This is a genomic window from Qingshengfaniella alkalisoli (assembly GCF_007855645.1).
GTDB classification, from domain to species: Bacteria; Pseudomonadota; Alphaproteobacteria; order Rhodobacterales; family Rhodobacteraceae; genus Qingshengfaniella; species Qingshengfaniella alkalisoli.
In genome coordinates, this window is sequence record NZ_CP042261.1 from 1,507,501 (window position 1) to 1,523,731 (window position 16,231).

At 58.4% G+C, this 16,231-nt stretch carries 18 protein-coding genes; 8 read left to right on the plus strand and 10 right to left on the minus strand.

The window, feature by feature from the left end:
* Window positions 1–426 precede the first annotated feature (426 nt).
* A complete protein-coding gene (locus tag FPZ52_RS07570; protein WP_146364868.1) occupies window positions 427–1,161 on the minus strand; it encodes an HAD family hydrolase in 735 nt (244 codons plus the stop codon).
* A 97-nt stretch (window positions 1,162–1,258) separates the two neighbouring features.
* The gene (locus FPZ52_RS07575) at window positions 1,259–1,537 is read right to left on the minus strand and encodes a DUF3572 domain-containing protein (RefSeq protein ID WP_146364869.1); all 279 of its coding nucleotides are present in this window, start codon (window positions 1,535–1,537) and stop codon (window positions 1,259–1,261) included.
* 94 nt (window positions 1,538–1,631) lie between these two features.
* Between FPZ52_RS07575 and FPZ52_RS07580 the strand changes: the two genes are divergently transcribed.
* Window positions 1,632–3,008, plus strand: a complete 1,377-nt coding sequence (locus tag FPZ52_RS07580; RefSeq protein ID WP_146364870.1) for a diguanylate cyclase — start codon at window positions 1,632–1,634, stop codon at window positions 3,006–3,008.
* On the opposite strand, the gene FPZ52_RS18885 is transcribed toward FPZ52_RS07580, so the two are convergent.
* The 4 genes from FPZ52_RS18885 to FPZ52_RS07595 are packed head-to-tail and all read right to left on the minus strand — an operon-like array spanning window position 3,005 to window position 4,974.
* Window positions 3,005–3,496: a periplasmic heavy metal sensor gene (locus FPZ52_RS18885; protein ID WP_168201285.1), complete on the minus strand. Its 492-nt coding sequence runs from the start codon at window positions 3,494–3,496 to the stop codon at window positions 3,005–3,007. The two genes, FPZ52_RS07580 and FPZ52_RS18885, sit on opposite strands and share 4 nt — an antisense overlap.
* 1 nt (window position 3,497) lies before the next feature.
* A complete protein-coding gene (locus tag FPZ52_RS18890; protein WP_168201286.1) occupies window positions 3,498–3,821 on the minus strand; it encodes a hypothetical protein in 324 nt (107 codons plus the stop codon).
* Between the two features lie 13 nt (window positions 3,822–3,834).
* Window positions 3,835–4,413, minus strand: coding sequence for an RNA polymerase sigma factor (locus FPZ52_RS07590; RefSeq protein WP_146364872.1), 579 nt, complete (start codon window positions 4,411–4,413; stop codon window positions 3,835–3,837).
* Window positions 4,414–4,470: 57 nt separating this feature from the next.
* Entirely contained in the window at window positions 4,471–4,974 is a 504-nt protein-coding gene (locus FPZ52_RS07595; protein ID WP_146364873.1) for an EF-hand domain-containing protein, read from the minus strand.
* 176 nt (window positions 4,975–5,150) lie between these two features.
* On the opposite strand from FPZ52_RS07595, the gene FPZ52_RS07600 reads away from it, so the two are divergent.
* Window positions 5,151–5,540: a DUF983 domain-containing protein gene (locus FPZ52_RS07600; protein ID WP_146364874.1), complete on the plus strand. Its 390-nt coding sequence runs from the start codon at window positions 5,151–5,153 to the stop codon at window positions 5,538–5,540.
* Window positions 5,530–6,195 carry an NUDIX hydrolase gene (locus FPZ52_RS07605; RefSeq protein ID WP_240804321.1) on the plus strand — a complete coding sequence of 222 codons (666 nt, stop codon included), beginning with the start codon at window positions 5,530–5,532 and terminating at the stop codon, window positions 6,193–6,195. The genes FPZ52_RS07600 and FPZ52_RS07605 overlap by 11 nt, the downstream gene beginning before the upstream one ends.
* Here FPZ52_RS07605 and FPZ52_RS07610 read toward each other — a convergent pair whose 3' ends face one another.
* Window positions 6,196–7,239, minus strand: a complete 1,044-nt coding sequence (locus FPZ52_RS07610) for an aldo/keto reductase (protein WP_146364876.1) — start codon at window positions 7,237–7,239, stop codon at window positions 6,196–6,198.
* A gap of 198 nt (window positions 7,240–7,437) precedes the next feature.
* Here FPZ52_RS07610 and metG point away from each other — a divergent pair, with 198 nt between their 5' ends.
* From metG to FPZ52_RS07625, 3 genes are all read left to right on the plus strand, one after another.
* The gene (metG, locus tag FPZ52_RS07615; RefSeq protein ID WP_146364877.1) at window positions 7,438–9,156 is read left to right on the plus strand and encodes a methionine--tRNA ligase; all 1,719 of its coding nucleotides are present in this window, start codon (window positions 7,438–7,440) and stop codon (window positions 9,154–9,156) included.
* A 113-nt stretch (window positions 9,157–9,269) separates the two neighbouring features.
* On the plus strand, window positions 9,270–10,487 hold the full coding sequence (locus FPZ52_RS07620) for a glycerophosphodiester phosphodiesterase family protein (RefSeq protein ID WP_146364878.1): 1,218 nt from the start codon (window positions 9,270–9,272) through the stop codon (window positions 10,485–10,487).
* A 65-nt stretch (window positions 10,488–10,552) separates the two neighbouring features.
* Complete coding sequence (locus FPZ52_RS07625; protein ID WP_146364879.1) at window positions 10,553–11,410, plus strand: UDP-2,3-diacylglucosamine diphosphatase; 858 nt, start codon at window positions 10,553–10,555, stop codon at window positions 11,408–11,410.
* Here FPZ52_RS07625 and FPZ52_RS07630 read toward each other — a convergent pair.
* The 3 genes from FPZ52_RS07630 to FPZ52_RS07640 are packed head-to-tail and all read right to left on the minus strand — an operon-like array spanning window position 11,343 to window position 14,278.
* Window positions 11,343–12,212 (minus strand): NAD-dependent epimerase/dehydratase family protein, encoded by an 870-nt coding sequence (locus tag FPZ52_RS07630; protein ID WP_146364880.1) that lies wholly within the window; start codon window positions 12,210–12,212, stop codon window positions 11,343–11,345. The two genes, FPZ52_RS07625 and FPZ52_RS07630, sit on opposite strands and share 68 nt — an antisense overlap.
* Window positions 12,209–13,057 carry a glycosyltransferase gene (locus FPZ52_RS07635; protein ID WP_146364881.1) on the minus strand — a complete coding sequence of 283 codons (849 nt, stop codon included), beginning with the start codon at window positions 13,055–13,057 and terminating at the stop codon, window positions 12,209–12,211. The genes FPZ52_RS07630 and FPZ52_RS07635 overlap by 4 nt, the downstream gene beginning before the upstream one ends.
* A complete protein-coding gene (locus FPZ52_RS07640; RefSeq protein WP_146364882.1) occupies window positions 13,058–14,278 on the minus strand; it encodes an NAD-dependent epimerase/dehydratase family protein in 1,221 nt (406 codons plus the stop codon).
* A 186-nt stretch (window positions 14,279–14,464) separates the two neighbouring features.
* Between FPZ52_RS07640 and FPZ52_RS07645 the strand changes: the two genes are divergently transcribed.
* Together FPZ52_RS07645 and FPZ52_RS07650 are read left to right on the plus strand one after the other, a co-directional pair.
* Window positions 14,465–14,905: a DUF1178 family protein gene (locus FPZ52_RS07645; protein WP_146364883.1), complete on the plus strand. Its 441-nt coding sequence runs from the start codon at window positions 14,465–14,467 to the stop codon at window positions 14,903–14,905.
* Window positions 14,906–14,987: 82 nt separating this feature from the next.
* A complete protein-coding gene (locus tag FPZ52_RS07650; protein WP_146364884.1) occupies window positions 14,988–16,226 on the plus strand; it encodes an aspartate kinase in 1,239 nt (412 codons plus the stop codon).
* The last annotated feature ends 5 nt before the right edge of the window (window positions 16,227–16,231 follow it).

A 16,231-nucleotide genomic window follows, 5' to 3' on the forward strand; every position in this document is an offset into this window, starting at 1 on the left:
CCGCCAGCAAGTTTAGCTTCATAAAGGGCTACGTCGCACGCGTTCTTATGTCAGCGGGCTTCACCCCGAATGCGCACCCAGACATTGCACCGCCCGCGCTTGTTCCAATGGACACGAAACCAAATGACATCAAGAACGGCTGACAGAGCCGCCGTGCAAGCGATCTCGCGGAATGAGCACTGCCCAACAAACCTATCACAAGCGTGAGTTCGTCTCCGCGCAGAGGACAATCAGGTCTTCCGATCGTACGCCATGCACCAACATTTCAGCCACATGCTGCAACGCTTACGGCCAGCAGCATAACCTGCCAACATGAAGCCACCGACCTGCCGGAAACACGCAGTCGAAATCGATGTCAAACTCACCGTCTGCACGCCCTGGGACGTTTACTCCAGGCCAGCATGTCGGATCACTGGTTGAAAACGCTCAAAGCACGGCCTCAGGCCGCGCCCCGCTGTCCGCCATATTAAGCCCGCTGAGCCACACAGGCAGGCTCGCGATGCTGGGCAGAACGATATCCGCCAAGGGTTCCAACGCGGATCTCTGGGCACTGCCCGTCAGCACACCGACGCATCGCGCTCCGGCACCGCGCCCGCAGTTCAAATCGTGCACGCTATCACCAACCATCACAACTTCTTCCGGGGGAACTCCCACATAGTCTGCGAACCCCAGAAGCATTCCCGGCTCAGGCTTGGCCCCGTACCCACTGTCACATCCGATTATGTGATCGAAGAACCCTTCAATTCCGGCCTGCGCGAGATGTGCTTCGGCTGGCGCCACACAATCATTGGTGGCGACGCCAAGCTTCAACCCCGTTTGCCGAAGATCCCCGAGCAGCGACTTGAGAGGTGCCGCTTCCTTTTGCGGAATCCGTGCCGTTTCAGAATTCATTCGACTGACCAGCGAAAACGGTGTCGCTCCAGGCAGATGCGGCAAGAGTGCATGAGCGATGTCATCCGGCGTGCCGCCAACAACAAGCGCCCCATCAAGAAAGCTCCTGGTGTCGAGATCAAATCCGATCGCTTCACCCAAGATACGGGCCCGCTCCAGATCACCCCCAGCGAGCCGCAACAGAAACCCGGCAGACCATTCGCTCCAAGTGGCATGGAAATCAAACAAGGTTCCATCCTTGTCGAACAGGATCGCCCTGACTGGTGACATACTGTTCCTCCCCGATGGCCGCACTATGCCCCGAGCGGTCCGCTTACGCAAACACGGAAAACAGCACATCGGGTCTCAAAGCCGCAGTCGCGAAGAATCAGGTCCAATGCGGCACTTCCCCACCCGAAAGGGCCACGCGCGCGGTTAACGGTTTCTCGGGCGAAATGCCGGTATCGCTGCAAAACGCGAGAACCCATCGGTCATCCATAAGCAAGAAATCCAAAACCGACGCCAATGCCTCCGGTTCAGCGACATTGTCTGACAGTTGCTCTACCGAAATACCTGAACTTCCTAGAAAAACCGGCAACAGGTCGTTCGTGCGTGCGATCCAGTCCAAAGCCTTCGCGGCGATCGTAATGGCCTCATCGTGGCGCAATTCGTTTCAAACCTCTCTAAAATCGGAAATGCTTTCTTAACACTTCAACCCGAAAACTCGATCCGTCACAACAGCGCGGAGACGGCAAAAGCTCATGTCCGGACGTATTCTCATATATGACGGGATTGCGACGAACCGGATCCTGCTGCGTTGTAAACTGTCCGCTGCCTGCTACGTGGTTTCCCAAGCGACGACACCGGATGAACTGGCGCGCGAGATCAGTCAGAACAAGCCGGATTTGATACTGTTAGATATCGACTCCGATCCCGGCGGCAAGCTGGCGATTTGCTCCGCGACACAGGGCACGCACAATAATGCGGACGTGCCACTCATCCTTTTGGCAACCAATCTGACCCCCGACCTGCGCGTGGCAGCGCTTCGTGCCGGGGCCGCAGATATTCTGCCCAAGCCTGTGAATGACAGCCTTCTGATGGCCCGCATCCGCCGCACGCTCCGGCAAAGCAATACCGCTTCAGAAATCGAAGCACGTGACATCACGAGCCGCCAGCTAGGGCTGGCCGAAGCGGGCGCAACATATTCTTCGCCCGGTCACATTGCACTGATATCGCCCAATGCGCAGGCCGCTCATGCTTGGTCGGCGCGCCTCGAACCGGTTCTTTCTCACCGACTATCCGTCATGACACGGGAAGACGCGCTGACGACAACCGCACGGGCAACTGCGGCAGATGCGTTCGTGATCGGCGCATCCAAGGAAACCTATCAGGACGCGCTCCGCTTGATCGCCGAACTCCGCAGTCGGGAAGACACGCGCGGCTCTGCCATGCTCCTGCTGCTCGAAGATGCCAGTAGCGATCAGGTCGCCATGGCGCTCGATCTGGGCGCAAGCGATATCATGGCAAGCGGTTTTCATGCCGAGGAATTGGCCCTTCGTCTCAATGCCCAGATCCGGCACAAGCAGCAAGGGGACCAATTGCGCCGAAACATGCAGACCGGTTTGCAAATGGCCACGCGCGATCCGCTGACCGGACTGTTCAACCGTCGCTTTGCAGAACGGCATTTGCAGTCCATTGCCGCTCAAGCACAGAGCGCAGGCCAGCCGTTCGCGCTGATGGTACTCGATCTCGACCGATTTAAGGCCGTGAACGACACCTACGGCCATGCTATCGGCGATATTGTTCTGCGTGAAGTATCATCCCGCCTGCGCTCCAACCTGAGGGCGCAAGACCTTGTGGCGCGCATGGGCGGCGAAGAATTTCTCGTGGTGATGCCCAACACCAACCATGACGAAGCCCTGACGGCGGGCGAGCGTTTGCGGCAACTTGTCAGAGGCACGCCGATCCGCCTGCAGGGCGACGTCAGCGCATTGACGGTAACAGTCAGCATCGGCGTCGCGGTCGGAACAGGAAAAGTCAAAGACACCACCGAACTGTTCGACCGCGCGGACAAGGCGCTCTATGTCGCGAAAGCAGACGGTCGGGATCAGGTCAGTCTCGATCGGCCCGCAGCCTAGTAATCACGGCGTGGACGCCCATCCTGCCTGTGCGCCGCGCCTTTATGAATCTTTCCCAGCCGGTTGGCATAGCTGCGCCGTTCTTCAGGCGTCATAAGCGCCAACTGAGACGCCAGCGCCTCTTCCAGTCGCATGTTTACACGATCCAGCGCTTCCCGACGTTTCGCCAGCAGCACCCGAAAATGGTCGGGGTCAAATGGCTCGGAACGCAACGCCTCTCGCAGGACTTGCAACTGATTGCCGTCAGGAACAGGGCGTTGATCTCCAAAAGCATCATCTAGCTCCCGCCGCAATTCCTTACGGTTCTCGGGCGGCAAGACGGCAAGCAGGCTGAACATCCCGGTGCGATGGATCATTGCCCCCCCGCGTCCATTGTCCGGACGTCCCCAAAGACTCCCGAGCACGGCACCGAGCACCAGAATGTTCACACCCAGCGACATGGCCAGCAGCAGTTTCAGGCCAAGCCCTTTCTTGCGCACCCAGTTCATCTCAATACCCCGATAGATAACCCGCAACCTGCGGGAGATAGTAGCCGATCTCATAGGCAAGATCGTTGCGTAGTAGCAGATCGCTTCCGCTGCCCGAATACCCGAACTGCGACGCGCCGATCCAAAGGCCAGCCGCCAGCGACGCGGCCAGGCCCATCGGCCAGCTGACCCGCTCGACCGAACGCCAACGCTTTCGCGCCGCCCGTCGCATCTTCGACTCGCGATCTGCATCCCCGATGATACGACCAAGAAGGTCCTGAGGTATGGTGCCGTCCAGAGTTTCCCGATCCCCTCGGAAAAGCCGGTCCAACTCTTCATCGGTCAATCTGCTGTTCCGTTCAACCATCGCCAAAACCCAGCTTATCTCTTGCCCCCGCAAGCAAACCTTTCAACCCACGTCGACCGCGCGTGGTCAGGCTTTCGACTGCCTCGACCGACAGCTCCATCACAGCGGCGACTTCCGGATTTGTAAGCCCTTCGATGTGCCGCAGGATAACGGCCTGACGCTGCCTTTCCGGCAAGGCACCCAATGCCTGCTTCAGGGCCGTCACACGCTCTGCCTGTTCCATGCGGTCTTGCGTGGACGGCGCTTGCGACGCCGGGTCGAACCCCTCGGGCCAGGGCTGGGTCGTCTTGCGCCGCAACCGGTCCAGACACAAGTTCGAGGCAACCCTGTACAGCCAAGTGGAGGGCTGCGCTCGGCCGTGCTCCCAGTTCGGGGCTTGCCTCCAGAGACGCAACATCGCGTCCTGGGTGACATCCTCGGCCTCTGCCGCATCGCCAAGCATGCGAACCGCACAGCGATAGACCCCCGGCGCCAGCCTGGCCGTCAAAACACGCGCGGCATGAGCATCTCCGGCAGCATAGTGCATCAGCAAATCCTCATCAGAGGCTTCCGGCGCAGCTTCGAACGGCATGGTCACCCGTACCCAATACTAGTAGTGCGGGGCGCAAGCGAGCGCCCCGCCTTGATGTCAGCGCTCCGCCGGATCAATGAAGCGCCCAACGCGCCCCTTATGGCCGTGCTCGTCGCCGCGCGGCCTCATTCCACGGGGAGCGAAATCTGCGAACTCTTCGTGGGTCACGGAGCCATCGCCATCAGTATCCATCCGTTCAATGAGCCCTCGCGGAACCTGCTGGCGCTCCGGTGACATCATCTCCACCGCATTGATCTGGCCATCACCGTCTTGATCCATACGCGCGATCATGCGTTCGACACGATATATCCGGCGCTGGTCTGCACGAAGCCGTTCATGCGCGACCAGTTCATCCGCAGTTAACATTCCGTTCCCATCGGTATCTATTGCATCGAATCGTTCCTGACGCGCCGCGTCGAGATCAGCCTGTGTGATCTGGCCATTTCCGTCCGCATCAAGTCGTTCGAACATCTCTGCCCGGTCCTGTGGGGCAGCCAAGGCCATGGACCCCAACAAGGTCGTAGCCAGTGCGAATCCGATTGTACGCGTTACAGAAGTCATTGTTCACCCCTTCTTATCATGCCGACGAAAGGCGTTTGCCTTGTCATTGCTCTTATTGAACGGCGGGGCACGGGTTCTCCGTCGGCCAAGGGCGATTTTTTCTGCGCGACTTCCAACCGCATTCAAATTCGTCAACGGATGCGGCATATAGGTATACAGCATAGGAAGTTCAGATCATGCATGACGCAATCATCGCCGACCCACCCCAACGCGACACCAAGCAAGCCGCATTTCGCGGCTTGCGTTGCAAATGCCCCAACTGTGGCGAAGGAGGCCTGTTCCAGGGCTACCTAAAGGTCCGGCCTGCCTGCCCAAGTTGCGGTGAAGATCTGACACCGCAGCGCGCAGATGACGGCCCGGCCTATCTTGTTATCTTGATTGTTGGACACATCCTGGCCGTGTTGATTCACGTCTTCTACGCCTCGTGGCGAATGGACCCGCTGACAATGGCGATCACGCTCTCGATACTCTGTGTCACGCTTTCGCTGTTCCTGCTTCCGCGCTTCAAGGGCATGATCATCGGGATACAGTGGGCCAAGAGGATGCACGGTTTTGGTGAAAGCTGATCTGCCGATCCGCGACGCGGCCAGCATCATCCTCTTCCGGAACGACCCAGAACCAACTGTGCTGATGGGACGGCGACCCAAGAAAGCGGCATTCATGCCGGATCTTTACGTGTTCCCCGGTGGAGCAGTCGATTCTGGTGACAGCATGATCAGCCTTGTGCAGCCCCTGCGCCCGCCTATCCGTCGGCGGCTCGCAGACCGGTCCGCAGTTCCGCCCGAAGCCATAGTGGTCGCGGCCATACGCGAGTTGTGGGAAGAAACCGGTCTCGTTCTCGGTGCACAGGCGCGTTGGACCGATATTCCTGAAGGATGGTCGACATACGCCGAAACCGGCAATCGCCCCTCGGGTGCCGGACTCGAGTTCGCATTCCGGGCGATCACGCCTCCCGGACGAAGCCGAAGGTTCGACGCACGGTTTCTGATCGCAAACGCCAAGCTTCTGGCAAGCGACGCCGATGACTTTTCCAAGGCCGGTGACGAACTGACCGATCTGGCCTGGGTGCCTCTGTCGGACGCGAAGCACCTGCCCGTCCCGTTCATCACCCAGATCGTTCTGGCGCAGATCGCGCCTCTTGTTGTGTCGGGCGAACCTCCTGCACAGGTACCGTTTTTCGCGCACCGACAGGAGGATCGCTTCGTCGACTACATCGACTGATCAATAAGGCATCGGATACCGGCGGTGGACAGCCGCGATATCGTCGAGGACCTCTTTTGACAGCGTCAATTCCGCGGAACCCAGCGCCACTTTCAACTGATCCAGATCGGTCGCGCCGAAGATTGTCGAGGTCATGAACGGGCGCTGGCGGCAGAAAGCCAACGACATTTGCGCTACATCAAGCCCATGCTTTTCAGCCACTGCGACATAGGCCTCAACCGCCGCATGAGCCGCATCGGTTGCGCGGCCGCCAAGCCCCGGAACAAGCGACATGCGCGACCCTTCCGGCACCACACCTCCGCGATACTTGCCAGTCAGCAGTCCGGCGGCAAGCGGCGAGTAGGACAGAAGCCCGACCTGTTCATGCATGGCAACTTCTGCAAGGTCAGTGTCAAAGAAGCGGCAGAGCAGAGAGTACTCGTTCTGAATGGACTGCATGATCGGCCAACCATTTTCCTTCGCCAACCGCACCCATGTCGTCGTGCCCCATGCCGTTTCGTTCGACAGGCCAACATGGCGGATTTTTCCGGCCTCAACCTGTTTGGCCAACGCTGCGAGCACCTCGTTCATATTGTCTAGAACGACGTCATGGTCTTGCTTGAAGGGATCGTAGGTCCAGCTCTGGCGGAAGCTGTAGCTCCCACGGTTGGGCCAGTGCAATTGATAGAGGTCTATGTAGTCCGTCTGCAGGCGCTTCAGGTTTTCATCCACAACCCGCCCGATCGAGTCCGCCGTGATCGGTTCCCCGTCACGCGGATTGTCAGCGCCTTCGCCGGAAATCTTGCTGGCCAGGATGATATCAGACCGACGACCGGACTTGGCCAACCATGTGCCGATTATCTTTTCTGTGTCGCCCACCGTTTCGCGACGCACCGGGCAGGTGGGATACATCTCGGCGGTGTCGATGAAGTTGATCCCGTGATCGAGGGCCATGTCGATCTGCGCATGCCCTTCAGCCTCGGCATTCTGGTTACCCCAGGTCATCGAACCAAGGCACAGATCCGAGACTTCGATATCCGTGCGGCCAAGCTTTTTATACTGCATGCGTCACCTCTCTAATTGGCGATGCAGTTATCAGACAACCGAACGAGGGCAAGCCCAGAGCGGCACATCGCGCCAATTCCCGGACAAGTGACGCAGCAACACCACGCTGCAGCGCGGCAACCCTGACGCGAGACACCGCTAGAAACCCGATCACGCCTGCGTTAAAGGGAGAGCCGCGCAAACAAGGGCAAGAACCACATGGCACGCATTCTGATCACCTCGGCACTTCCCTATATCAATGGGATCAAGCATCTGGGCAATCTGGTGGGCAGTCAGCTTCCCGCTGATCTCTATGCGCGCTACATGCGGTGCCGCGGCAATGAAGTGCTGTTTCTATGCGCCACCGACGAACACGGCACGCCCGCAGAACTGGCGGCCGCAAAAGCAGGCAAGCCGGTCGATGAATACTGCAAGGAAATGCATGCTGTTCAGACGCGACTGGCGCAGGGGTTCCGGCTGTCCTTTGACCATTACGGACGGTCGTCGAGCCCGCAGAACCACAAGCTGACACAGCATTTCGCAGGCAAGCTGGCCGAAGCCGGACTGATCGAGGAAGTGAGTGAACGGCAGGTGTATTCTAACGCCGATGGCCGCTTCCTGCCCGACCGCTATATCGAAGGCACCTGCCCCAATTGCGGCTATGACAAGGCGCGCGGTGACCAGTGCGAGAACTGCACCAAGCAGCTTGACCCAACCGACCTGATCGACCCGCGTTCCGCAATCTCCGGCTCCACCGATCTGGAGGTGCGCGAAACCAAGCATTTGTTCCTGCGTCAATCGGCGATGCGCGGCAAGCTGAACGACTGGATCGACAGCAAGACGGATTGGCCGGTCCTGACGACCTCGATCGCCAAGAAATGGCTCAATGACGGCGACGGGCTACAGGACCGCGGGATCACACGCGATCTGGACTGGGGTATTGCCGTAAAGAAAGGCGATGAAGACTGGCCGGGCATGGAAGGCAAGGTTTTCTATGTCTGGTTCGATGCCCCCATCGAATACATCGCCTGCGCCGCCGAATGGGCCGAGGCACAAGGGATGGACGAGTCCGCGTGGCGTCGCTGGTGGCACACCAGCGAGGGCGCCGAAGACGTGAACTACGTCCAGTTCATGGGCAAGGACAACGTGCCGTTCCATACCTTGTCCTTCCCCGCCACCATCATGGGCTCGGGCGAGGACTGGAAGCTGGTCGATTACATCAAGTCGTTCAACTACCTGAATTATGATGGCGGCCAGTTCTCAACTTCGCAAGGTCGTGGCGTGTTCATGGATCAGGCGCTTGAGATCCTGCCTGCCGACTATTGGCGCTGGTGGCTGCTGAGCCACGCACCGGAAAGTTCCGACAGCGAATTCACGTGGGAAAATTTCCAGGCCTCTGTGAACAAGGACTTGGCCGATGTGCTCGGCAATTTCGTCAGCCGTATCACCAAGTTCTGCCGTTCCAAATTCGGCGAGGCCGTGCCGGAAGGCGGCGCAATCGGTCCGCGCGAGGAGGTGCTTGCGGCGGAACTGTCGAAGCGTCTGACGGCCTATCAAAAGCACATGGACGCCATTGAGATCCGCAAAGCCGCCGCTGAACTGCGCGGGCTTTGGGTTATCGGCAACGAATACCTGCAGGAAGCCGCGCCGTGGGCCCTGTTCAAGACCGACCCGGAAGGTGCTGCCGCAGTTGTGCGCACCGGCCTGAACCTGATTGCCTTCTACGCGACCATTTCTGCACCGTTTATCCCCGACGCATGCGCCACGCTGTGCGACGCCATGAAACTGGACAACGACGACTGGCCAAATGACATGGATGCCACGCTTCAGCTTCTCAAGCCGGGCCATGAATTCACTGTTCCCGACGTGCTGTTTCGCAAGATCAATGATGAGGAACGCGAAAACTGGCAGACCCAGTTTGCTGGTCAGCGCAGCTAAGATGACCTTACGGCATGCTGGCCGATTGTCAGCATGCCGTCACGAACACGACACACTAGTTTCAAGAACCGCGACGATATACCCTCCGTTACGTAACCTAAACGGGGGATAAAATGACAAGCTTGACGAAACTTCTGTTCACGACGGCAATTGCCCTGACCGGAACCGCCGCCAGCGCCGAGAACATTCAAGTCGGCCCGCGCCCGCTCTACCTCATCAACAAGATGCAGGATGGCGAATTGAAGGATAAACTGCTGTCCTGCTCGGAAAGCCCGGTCACTCGCACCAATTTCTCAATCGGTCACCGCGGTGCACCGCTGATGTTCCCAGAGCATACGGTCGAATCGAACGTGGCTGCCGCGCAAATGGGCGCAGGTATCCTTGAATGTGACGTGACCTTCACTGCTGACAAGGAATTGGTCTGCCGTCACGCACAAAACGATCTGCACACGACGACGAACATCCTCGTTACGGATCTGGCGGAAAAATGCACGGCCGGCTTCACGCCTGCATCGGGTGACACCGAGGCTGCAGCCGAGTGCCGCACATCCGATCTGACGCTGGCCGAGTTCCAGACGTTGACGCCAAAAATGGACGCTGCAAACAAGGCCGCAACCACGGCAGAAGAATACCAGGGCGGCACCGCGGGATGGCGCACGGATCTGTATTCAGCCGAACCCGCAACGCTGATGACCCATGCCGATTCGATCGAGTTGTTCAAATCCCTCGGCGCGAAGTTTACGCCAGAACTGAAATCGCCATCTGTAGAAATGCCGTTCGACGGGTTCTCGCAAGAAGACTATGCCCAAAAATTGGTCGACGAGTACAAGGCGGCGGGCATCCCCGCATCCGATGTGTGGGCGCAGAGCTTCAATCTGGACGATGTTCTTTACTGGATCGAGGCCGAGCCTGAATTCGGTGCCCAGGCGGTTTACCTGATCGACGACAGTTCCATCGAAGGCCTGAATGGCGATGATCCCGCGACGTGGGGTTTCGAACCTGCCGAGTTGAAAGCGCAGGGCGTGAACTACGTTGCTCCGGCGATTCCGTTTCTTGTTTCGCTAAACGACGCTGGCGAAATCGTCCCATCCGCGCTGGCAACCGCGTTGAAGGAGGCAGACATTGAACTGATCGCTTGGACGCTTGAACGGTCCGGCCCTCTGGTCGATGGTGGCGGCTGGTATTACCACTCCATCACGGATGCGATCAGTGGCGGCGGCGACTACTACGAAGTTCTCGACGTTCTGGCTCAGGATGTCGGCGTTGCGGGTGTCTTCAGCGACTGGCCTGCCACTGTCAGCTACTACGCAAGCTGCATGGGCATGAACTGATCCATAGCTGACGCTTTCGTCTCCGGTGTCACAGCTCTGTCACCGGAGACGTCTTTAATGCCCGCATGCTGACACGCGCATCTGCATCCCGGTATCGTACGCTGTTCATCTCCGACATCCATCTGGGAACGCGGGGCTGTCAGGCGGAAATGCTTCTGGACTTCCTGCACCACTTCGAGGCGGAACGCATCTACCTCATCGGCGACATCTTCGACGGGTGGCGCCTAAGACGCGGCTGGCACTGGCCTCAAGCGCATAACGATGTGATCGAGGCGATTCTGCACAAGGCACACGCGGGCGTGCAGATCATCTACATCCCCGGAAATCATGATGAGGTTGCCCGAAACTATATCGGCACTCATTTCGGCGGGATCGAAGTCCGGCTGACTGACGAGCATATGGCAGCCGACAAGCGCCGTTTCCTTATTACCCATGGCGATCAATTCGATATCGTCGTCAAGAATGCCGATTGGCTGGCCCATCTGGGTGACCGCGCCTACAAGTTCGTGCTCGGGCTCAACACGACCGTCAACCGCATCAGGCGGCTATGGGGTGGTCAGTATTGGTCCCTGTCCAACTGGGCCAAGCAGCAGGTCAAGCAGGCAGTGAACTTCATCGGCGAATATGAAAGCGTGCTGGCGGAAGAAGCACGACGCAGCGGCTATGATGGCATCATCTGCGGTCACATCCATAAGGCAGAGATGCGCGATATGGATGGTGTCCTTTACATCAACACAGGCGATTGGGTCGAAAGCTGCACGGCTGTGGTCGAAGATCAGTGTGGTCAGCTTCACATGATCGACTGGACCTCATTGACCCCGAGGCGTCAACAGGAAGACAAGACACGGCCGACCTCTAGCCAAGTTCCGCCAGAAAGCGTAGCAGCCCGTCTTGCCCCTGCGGTTGCCAACCAAGACCACTGAGGCGCGTGCAGTCCATCTGGCTAACCATCGCCGCATCCGAATGGTCGGGCAGAGGACGGTCAATGCCCTTCCGTGTCGCATAGAGGTCCAGCAAATCACGCCGATCCAGACAGAGGTCAGAGACGTTGAACCTCTGCCCAGAGACTTTGGACCGCTCGGACATCAGCACCAATCGCACGGCCGCAGCAAGGTCCGCCCCATGCACCTCGGTTCCGATGCGAGGAGCGATGTTTTCACCTGCTTCAAATGCCTGGAACAGATCCTGCCATTTGTGCCATCCGCCCTTTTGCGACGTCCCATAGATGCCAGTGGCGCGCAGGCTCGATGTGATCAGCCCTGTCTCGGCCAGGGCAACAAGCGCTGTCTCGACGTCGAACTTTGCGCGCCCATAAAGCGAAGCGGGATCAAGCGGCAGATCTTCGGTCAATACCGTCCCTGCTGGATGCCCGTCATAGACCGCGCGCGACGACAGGAAGACAATCCGCTCTGCCCCCACTCGACGCGCCGCCTCAAACAGCTTCAGAGACCCCTGAACGTTTCGCGCCAAAAATCCCTCCGGGTCATCTCCCTCTCCGCCGCGATAGCGCCCTGGCACATGATCGAAGGCACAGTGAACCAGCGCATCGATACCAACGGGAATTTCGGACATGTCGCCGTTTAAATCGAACCGCAACGATGTCGCCGCACCCGCGACCTGTCGTCCAAAGCGCGACAAGGCGATGATTTCATCATCATGTGCGGCAGCATCCGCGAGAATGAACCCACCGACATAGCCCGTGGCACCACTCAGCAGTATCCTCACACGTGCTCCCCTGGGCTCGGCAGGTCTTGGAGCGCGGGCACATGGTCATCCCCCGCATAGCATTTCCACAGATCAATCAGTGGGGCGAGTTGTGTCACCTTCGGATGCGGCACCTGCCACGGCTTCTCATATTGGAAGTGAAGAATCTTGATGTCTTGCCAATCCCACAACTCCGGCATGTTGAACCACACATATTGCAGCATGTTGTAGAATACCGGTAGCCCGTGCCAGTCTGGGAAATAGTGTTGCAGGAAGGTCTGGTCCGTCCGCCGCCAGAACGCATCCGGCTGGTCCAGCGCTGCAAGCATAGCTTCGAAAGCTTCAGCGGATGGCTTGGCCGTGAAAACGCCCGAGTTCATTCGATGAAAATCGGAAAGACTCTCGTAGACATTCGGCGCGGCGCAAAACTGGGGATAGTCGAACAACAGGTCACAGTTCTGTAGCACCAGCGCATCCGCATCTATGAAAACGATGCTGTCGTATTCTACCAGCTGCCACAGCCGCAGCTTGGCAAAATTGTCGAGCGGCGTATGGAAATGCGGTTTCTCGCCCTTGGTGAAGGGCGCGGCCTCGTGCTGGTTCTTGCGCGAGTGGCGCTGGTTGAAGGCGTCTGAGGTTGGCAACAACTCCGTCCGCACCAATCGCGCACCGAGCGCCGCATGAGACGTCAGTTCCTCTCGCCTGACCGCGCCCGTATGTAGCACGACGATATCGGCATCCGTGCCCGACAGCGAAAGGGATCGAACCAATGCCCGCGCGCCAAGCACATAATCAGCGTTGGTGACCAATGTGACATAGGCCCGCGACGACTGCGCGGGCCGGTCGGCATTCAATCCGCCAGACATTCAGGATACGGATTTCAGACGCTTGCCTTCGGGGTCCTTCTCGACCCGCTCTCCAATTTCCTTGGTCCATGCGGACACGGCCGGAACGCGGGAACGATCCACGCGGTAGGCGTACTTCCTGGCAACCTCGACGACCTCGTCCAGCAAGCCTTCCTGCAAGGTGATCGGATCAAGCCCAAGCGCAAGGAACTGGTCATTCTTGACGATCAGATCGTTCTCCGCCGCTTCCTTGCGCGGGTTCGGCAGGTATGCAACCTCGGCCCCGGTCATCTTTGATACGAGCTCCGCCAGATCACGCACGCGGTGCGTTTCCGTCATCTGGTTGAAGATCTTCACGCGCTCGCCGGCTTTGGGCGCATCCTTCAACGCCAGCTCGATGCAGCGGACGCTGTCCTGGATGTGGATGAAGGCGCGCGTCTGGCCGCCTGTGCCATGCACTGTCAGCGGATGACCAATCGCGGCCTGAATGAGGAACCGGTTCAGAACCGTGCCGTAGTCGCCGTCGTAGTCGAAGCGGTTGATCAACTGTTCATGACGTCTGGTCTGATCCGTATGCGTGCCCCAAACGATCCCTTGGTGCAGGTCCGTGATCCGCAGTCCGTCATTCTGGGCGTAGAACTGGAACAGGATCTGATCCAGCGATTTGGTCATGTGATAGACAGAACCCGGCTTGGTCGGGTACAGGATCTCCAGCCCTTTTTTCTCGCCCTCAAGGTTCTCGATTTCCACATCAAGATAACCCTCGGGAATGGCTGCACCCACGCTGGAATAGCCATAGACACCCATCGTTCCCAGATGCACCAGATGCGCGTCAATCCCCGTTTCCACCAGCGCAGCCAACAGGTTATGCGTCGCGTTGGTGTTGTTATTGACCGTGTAAACCTTGTGGCGGTCGGTTTTCATCGAATAAGGTGCCGCGCGTTGTTCGGCGAAATGGATCACGGCGTCCGGCCTGTTGTCCGCGAGCCAGCCCTTCAAACGCTCGTATTCTTCGGCGATATTGATCAGGTGGAAATGTAGGGTCTTTCCGGTTTGCTCACGCCAGATCCGGCAACGTTCCTGAATGGAATCCATCGGTGTCAGCGACTGGACTCCCAGCTCTGTGTCGATCCAACGCCGCGACAAGTTGTCGACAATGTGAACATCATGCCCGAGATTCGACAGATGCAGCACCGTCGGCCACCCGACAAAGCCATCCCCACCAAGAACCGCGATCTTCATAGCCCTGCTTCCTTCAACTGCTTCGTCCCTCACCGGCATTGTGAGCTTGCCCTATGAGTAGCTTGTATGAAAGTCGAATGAAACTATTGCAACAAGATCAGCATCAGCATGCTTGCGCGGCGTTCGCATTGCATCGGATGGCGGAAAGGTTATGTAGCCATGATGGGTTACAACAACCGGTGAGACATGATCCGCTACTCTCTCAAATGCGCCGAAGGGCATGAGTTTGAAAGCTGGTTTCAATCGGCTTCGGCTTTCGACACGCTGCAAAAATCGGCCATGGTGGAATGTCCGGACTGCGGAAGCAATGATGTATCGAAGTCGATCATGGCGCCTCGCGTAACTCCCGGGCGTAACAAGGTGGATGTCCCTGCCAAACCTCAGAAGAGCAGCGAGCCCACGCCTGAACAGGTGAAGGCCGCTATCTCAAAGCTGAAAACCGAAGTCGAAGCCAACTCCGACTATGTCGGCGATCGCTTCGTCAAGGAAGCGCGACAAATGCATTCGGGAGAAGCACCAGCACGCGCGATCCACGGCGAAGCGAAGCCAGCCGAGGCACGCAAGCTGTTGGAAGACGGGGTACCGGTGATGCCCCTGCCCTTTATCCCGACACGGAAGACCAACTGAACGATCTACGCCCCTTGCGTTGGATTCGGCGCTTCCTTAAGAGACCTGCGACCAATCTGGCTTGAGCCGCGAAGGAACGCCAATGCCAATCCTAGTGATGAAGTTCGGGGGCACCTCGGTTGCCGATCTCGACCGCATCCGAAACGCCGCTGAAAAAGTACGGCGCGAGGTGGAGCGCGGTTACGACGTCATTGTCATCGTATCGGCCATGTCGGGCAAGACCAATGAGCTGGTCGGCTGGGTCGAAGAGACCTCGCCCCTGTTCGATGCGCGTGAATATGATGCGGTCGTCAGCTCTGGCGAGAACATCACTGCCGGCCTCATGTCTTTGACGCTTCAGGAAATGGACGTGCCCGCACGCAGTTGGCAGGGCTGGCAAGTTCCGCTGAAGACGACATCCGCGCATTCGGCGGCACGCATCAGCGAGATCCCGCGCGACAACATCGACCAGAAGTTTGCCGAGGGCATGAAGGTGGCAGTTGTCGCCGGGTTCCAGGGTATCAGCCCCGAGGGCCGAATCACGACACTGGGACGTGGCGGGTCGGATACGACGGCTGTGGCCTTCGCCGCCGCCTTCAATGCCGAGCGCTGCGATATATACACGGATGTCGATGGCGTCTATACGACCGACCCACGTATCACCGACAAGGCACGCAAGCTCGACAAGATCGCGTTCGAGGAAATGCTGGAACTCGCCTCGCTGGGTGCGAAGGTTCTGCAGACCCGCTCGGTCGAACTGGCTATGCGGTATAAGGTAAGATTACGGGTTCTGTCGTCATTCGAGGATAGCGACGAAAACAGCGGCACGCTTGTCTGCGACGAGGATGAGATCATGGAGAACAAAGTTGTAAACGGCGTTGCTTACTCCCGCGAGGAAGCCAAGATGACTCTGGTATCGGTGGCGGACCGCCCGGGAATCGCAGCAGCCATCTTCGGACCGCTGGCCGAGGCTGGCGTGAATGTCGATATGATCATTCAGAACATCAGTGAAGACGGTCGCACGGATATGACCTTCTCCTGCCCGATCAATCAGGTCGCGCGCGCTGAAAAGGCAATGAACGCAGCCAAAGAAGCGGGTGAGGTCAACTTCCACGAACTGATCGCCGATACCGATGTCGCCAAGGTCTCGGTCGTGGGAATCGGGATGCGCAGCCACACCGGAGTCGCGGCGCGCATGTTTAAGGCGCTTCGTGATGAAGGGATCAACATTCGTGTGATCGCGACGTCCGAGATCAAGATTTCTGTTTTGATCGACCGGAAATATATGGAACTTGCGGTTCAAGCCCTGCATGATGCCTTCGAGTTGGAGAAAGCATCGTAAGAACA

What these genes read in the sequence shown, in the direction of transcription:
- FPZ52_RS07570 (WP_146364868.1), bottom strand. Translation starts at nt 1,161, where the DNA reads ATGTCACCAGTCAGGGCGATCCTGTTCGACAAGGATGGAACCTTGTTT.
- FPZ52_RS07580 (WP_146364870.1), top strand. Translation starts at nt 1,632, where the DNA reads ATGTCCGGACGTATTCTCATATATGACGGGATTGCGACGAACCGGATC.
- FPZ52_RS18885 (WP_168201285.1), bottom strand. Translation starts at nt 3,496, where the DNA reads ATGAACTGGGTGCGCAAGAAAGGGCTTGGCCTGAAACTGCTGCTGGCC.
- FPZ52_RS07590 (WP_146364872.1), bottom strand. Translation starts at nt 4,413, where the DNA reads ATGCCGTTCGAAGCTGCGCCGGAAGCCTCTGATGAGGATTTGCTGATG.
- FPZ52_RS07595 (WP_146364873.1), bottom strand. Translation starts at nt 4,974, where the DNA reads ATGACTTCTGTAACGCGTACAATCGGATTCGCACTGGCTACGACCTTG.
- FPZ52_RS07600 (WP_146364874.1), top strand. Translation starts at nt 5,151, where the DNA reads ATGCATGACGCAATCATCGCCGACCCACCCCAACGCGACACCAAGCAA.
- FPZ52_RS07610 (WP_146364876.1), bottom strand. Translation starts at nt 7,239, where the DNA reads ATGCAGTATAAAAAGCTTGGCCGCACGGATATCGAAGTCTCGGATCTG.
- metG (WP_146364877.1), top strand. Translation starts at nt 7,438, where the DNA reads ATGGCACGCATTCTGATCACCTCGGCACTTCCCTATATCAATGGGATC.
- FPZ52_RS07620 (WP_146364878.1), top strand. Translation starts at nt 9,270, where the DNA reads ATGACAAGCTTGACGAAACTTCTGTTCACGACGGCAATTGCCCTGACC.
- FPZ52_RS07625 (WP_146364879.1), top strand. Translation starts at nt 10,553, where the DNA reads ATGCTGACACGCGCATCTGCATCCCGGTATCGTACGCTGTTCATCTCC.
- FPZ52_RS07635 (WP_146364881.1), bottom strand. Translation starts at nt 13,057, where the DNA reads ATGTCTGGCGGATTGAATGCCGACCGGCCCGCGCAGTCGTCGCGGGCC.
- FPZ52_RS07640 (WP_146364882.1), bottom strand. Translation starts at nt 14,278, where the DNA reads ATGAAGATCGCGGTTCTTGGTGGGGATGGCTTTGTCGGGTGGCCGACG.
- FPZ52_RS07645 (WP_146364883.1), top strand. Translation starts at nt 14,465, where the DNA reads ATGATCCGCTACTCTCTCAAATGCGCCGAAGGGCATGAGTTTGAAAGC.
- FPZ52_RS07650 (WP_146364884.1), top strand. Translation starts at nt 14,988, where the DNA reads ATGCCAATCCTAGTGATGAAGTTCGGGGGCACCTCGGTTGCCGATCTC.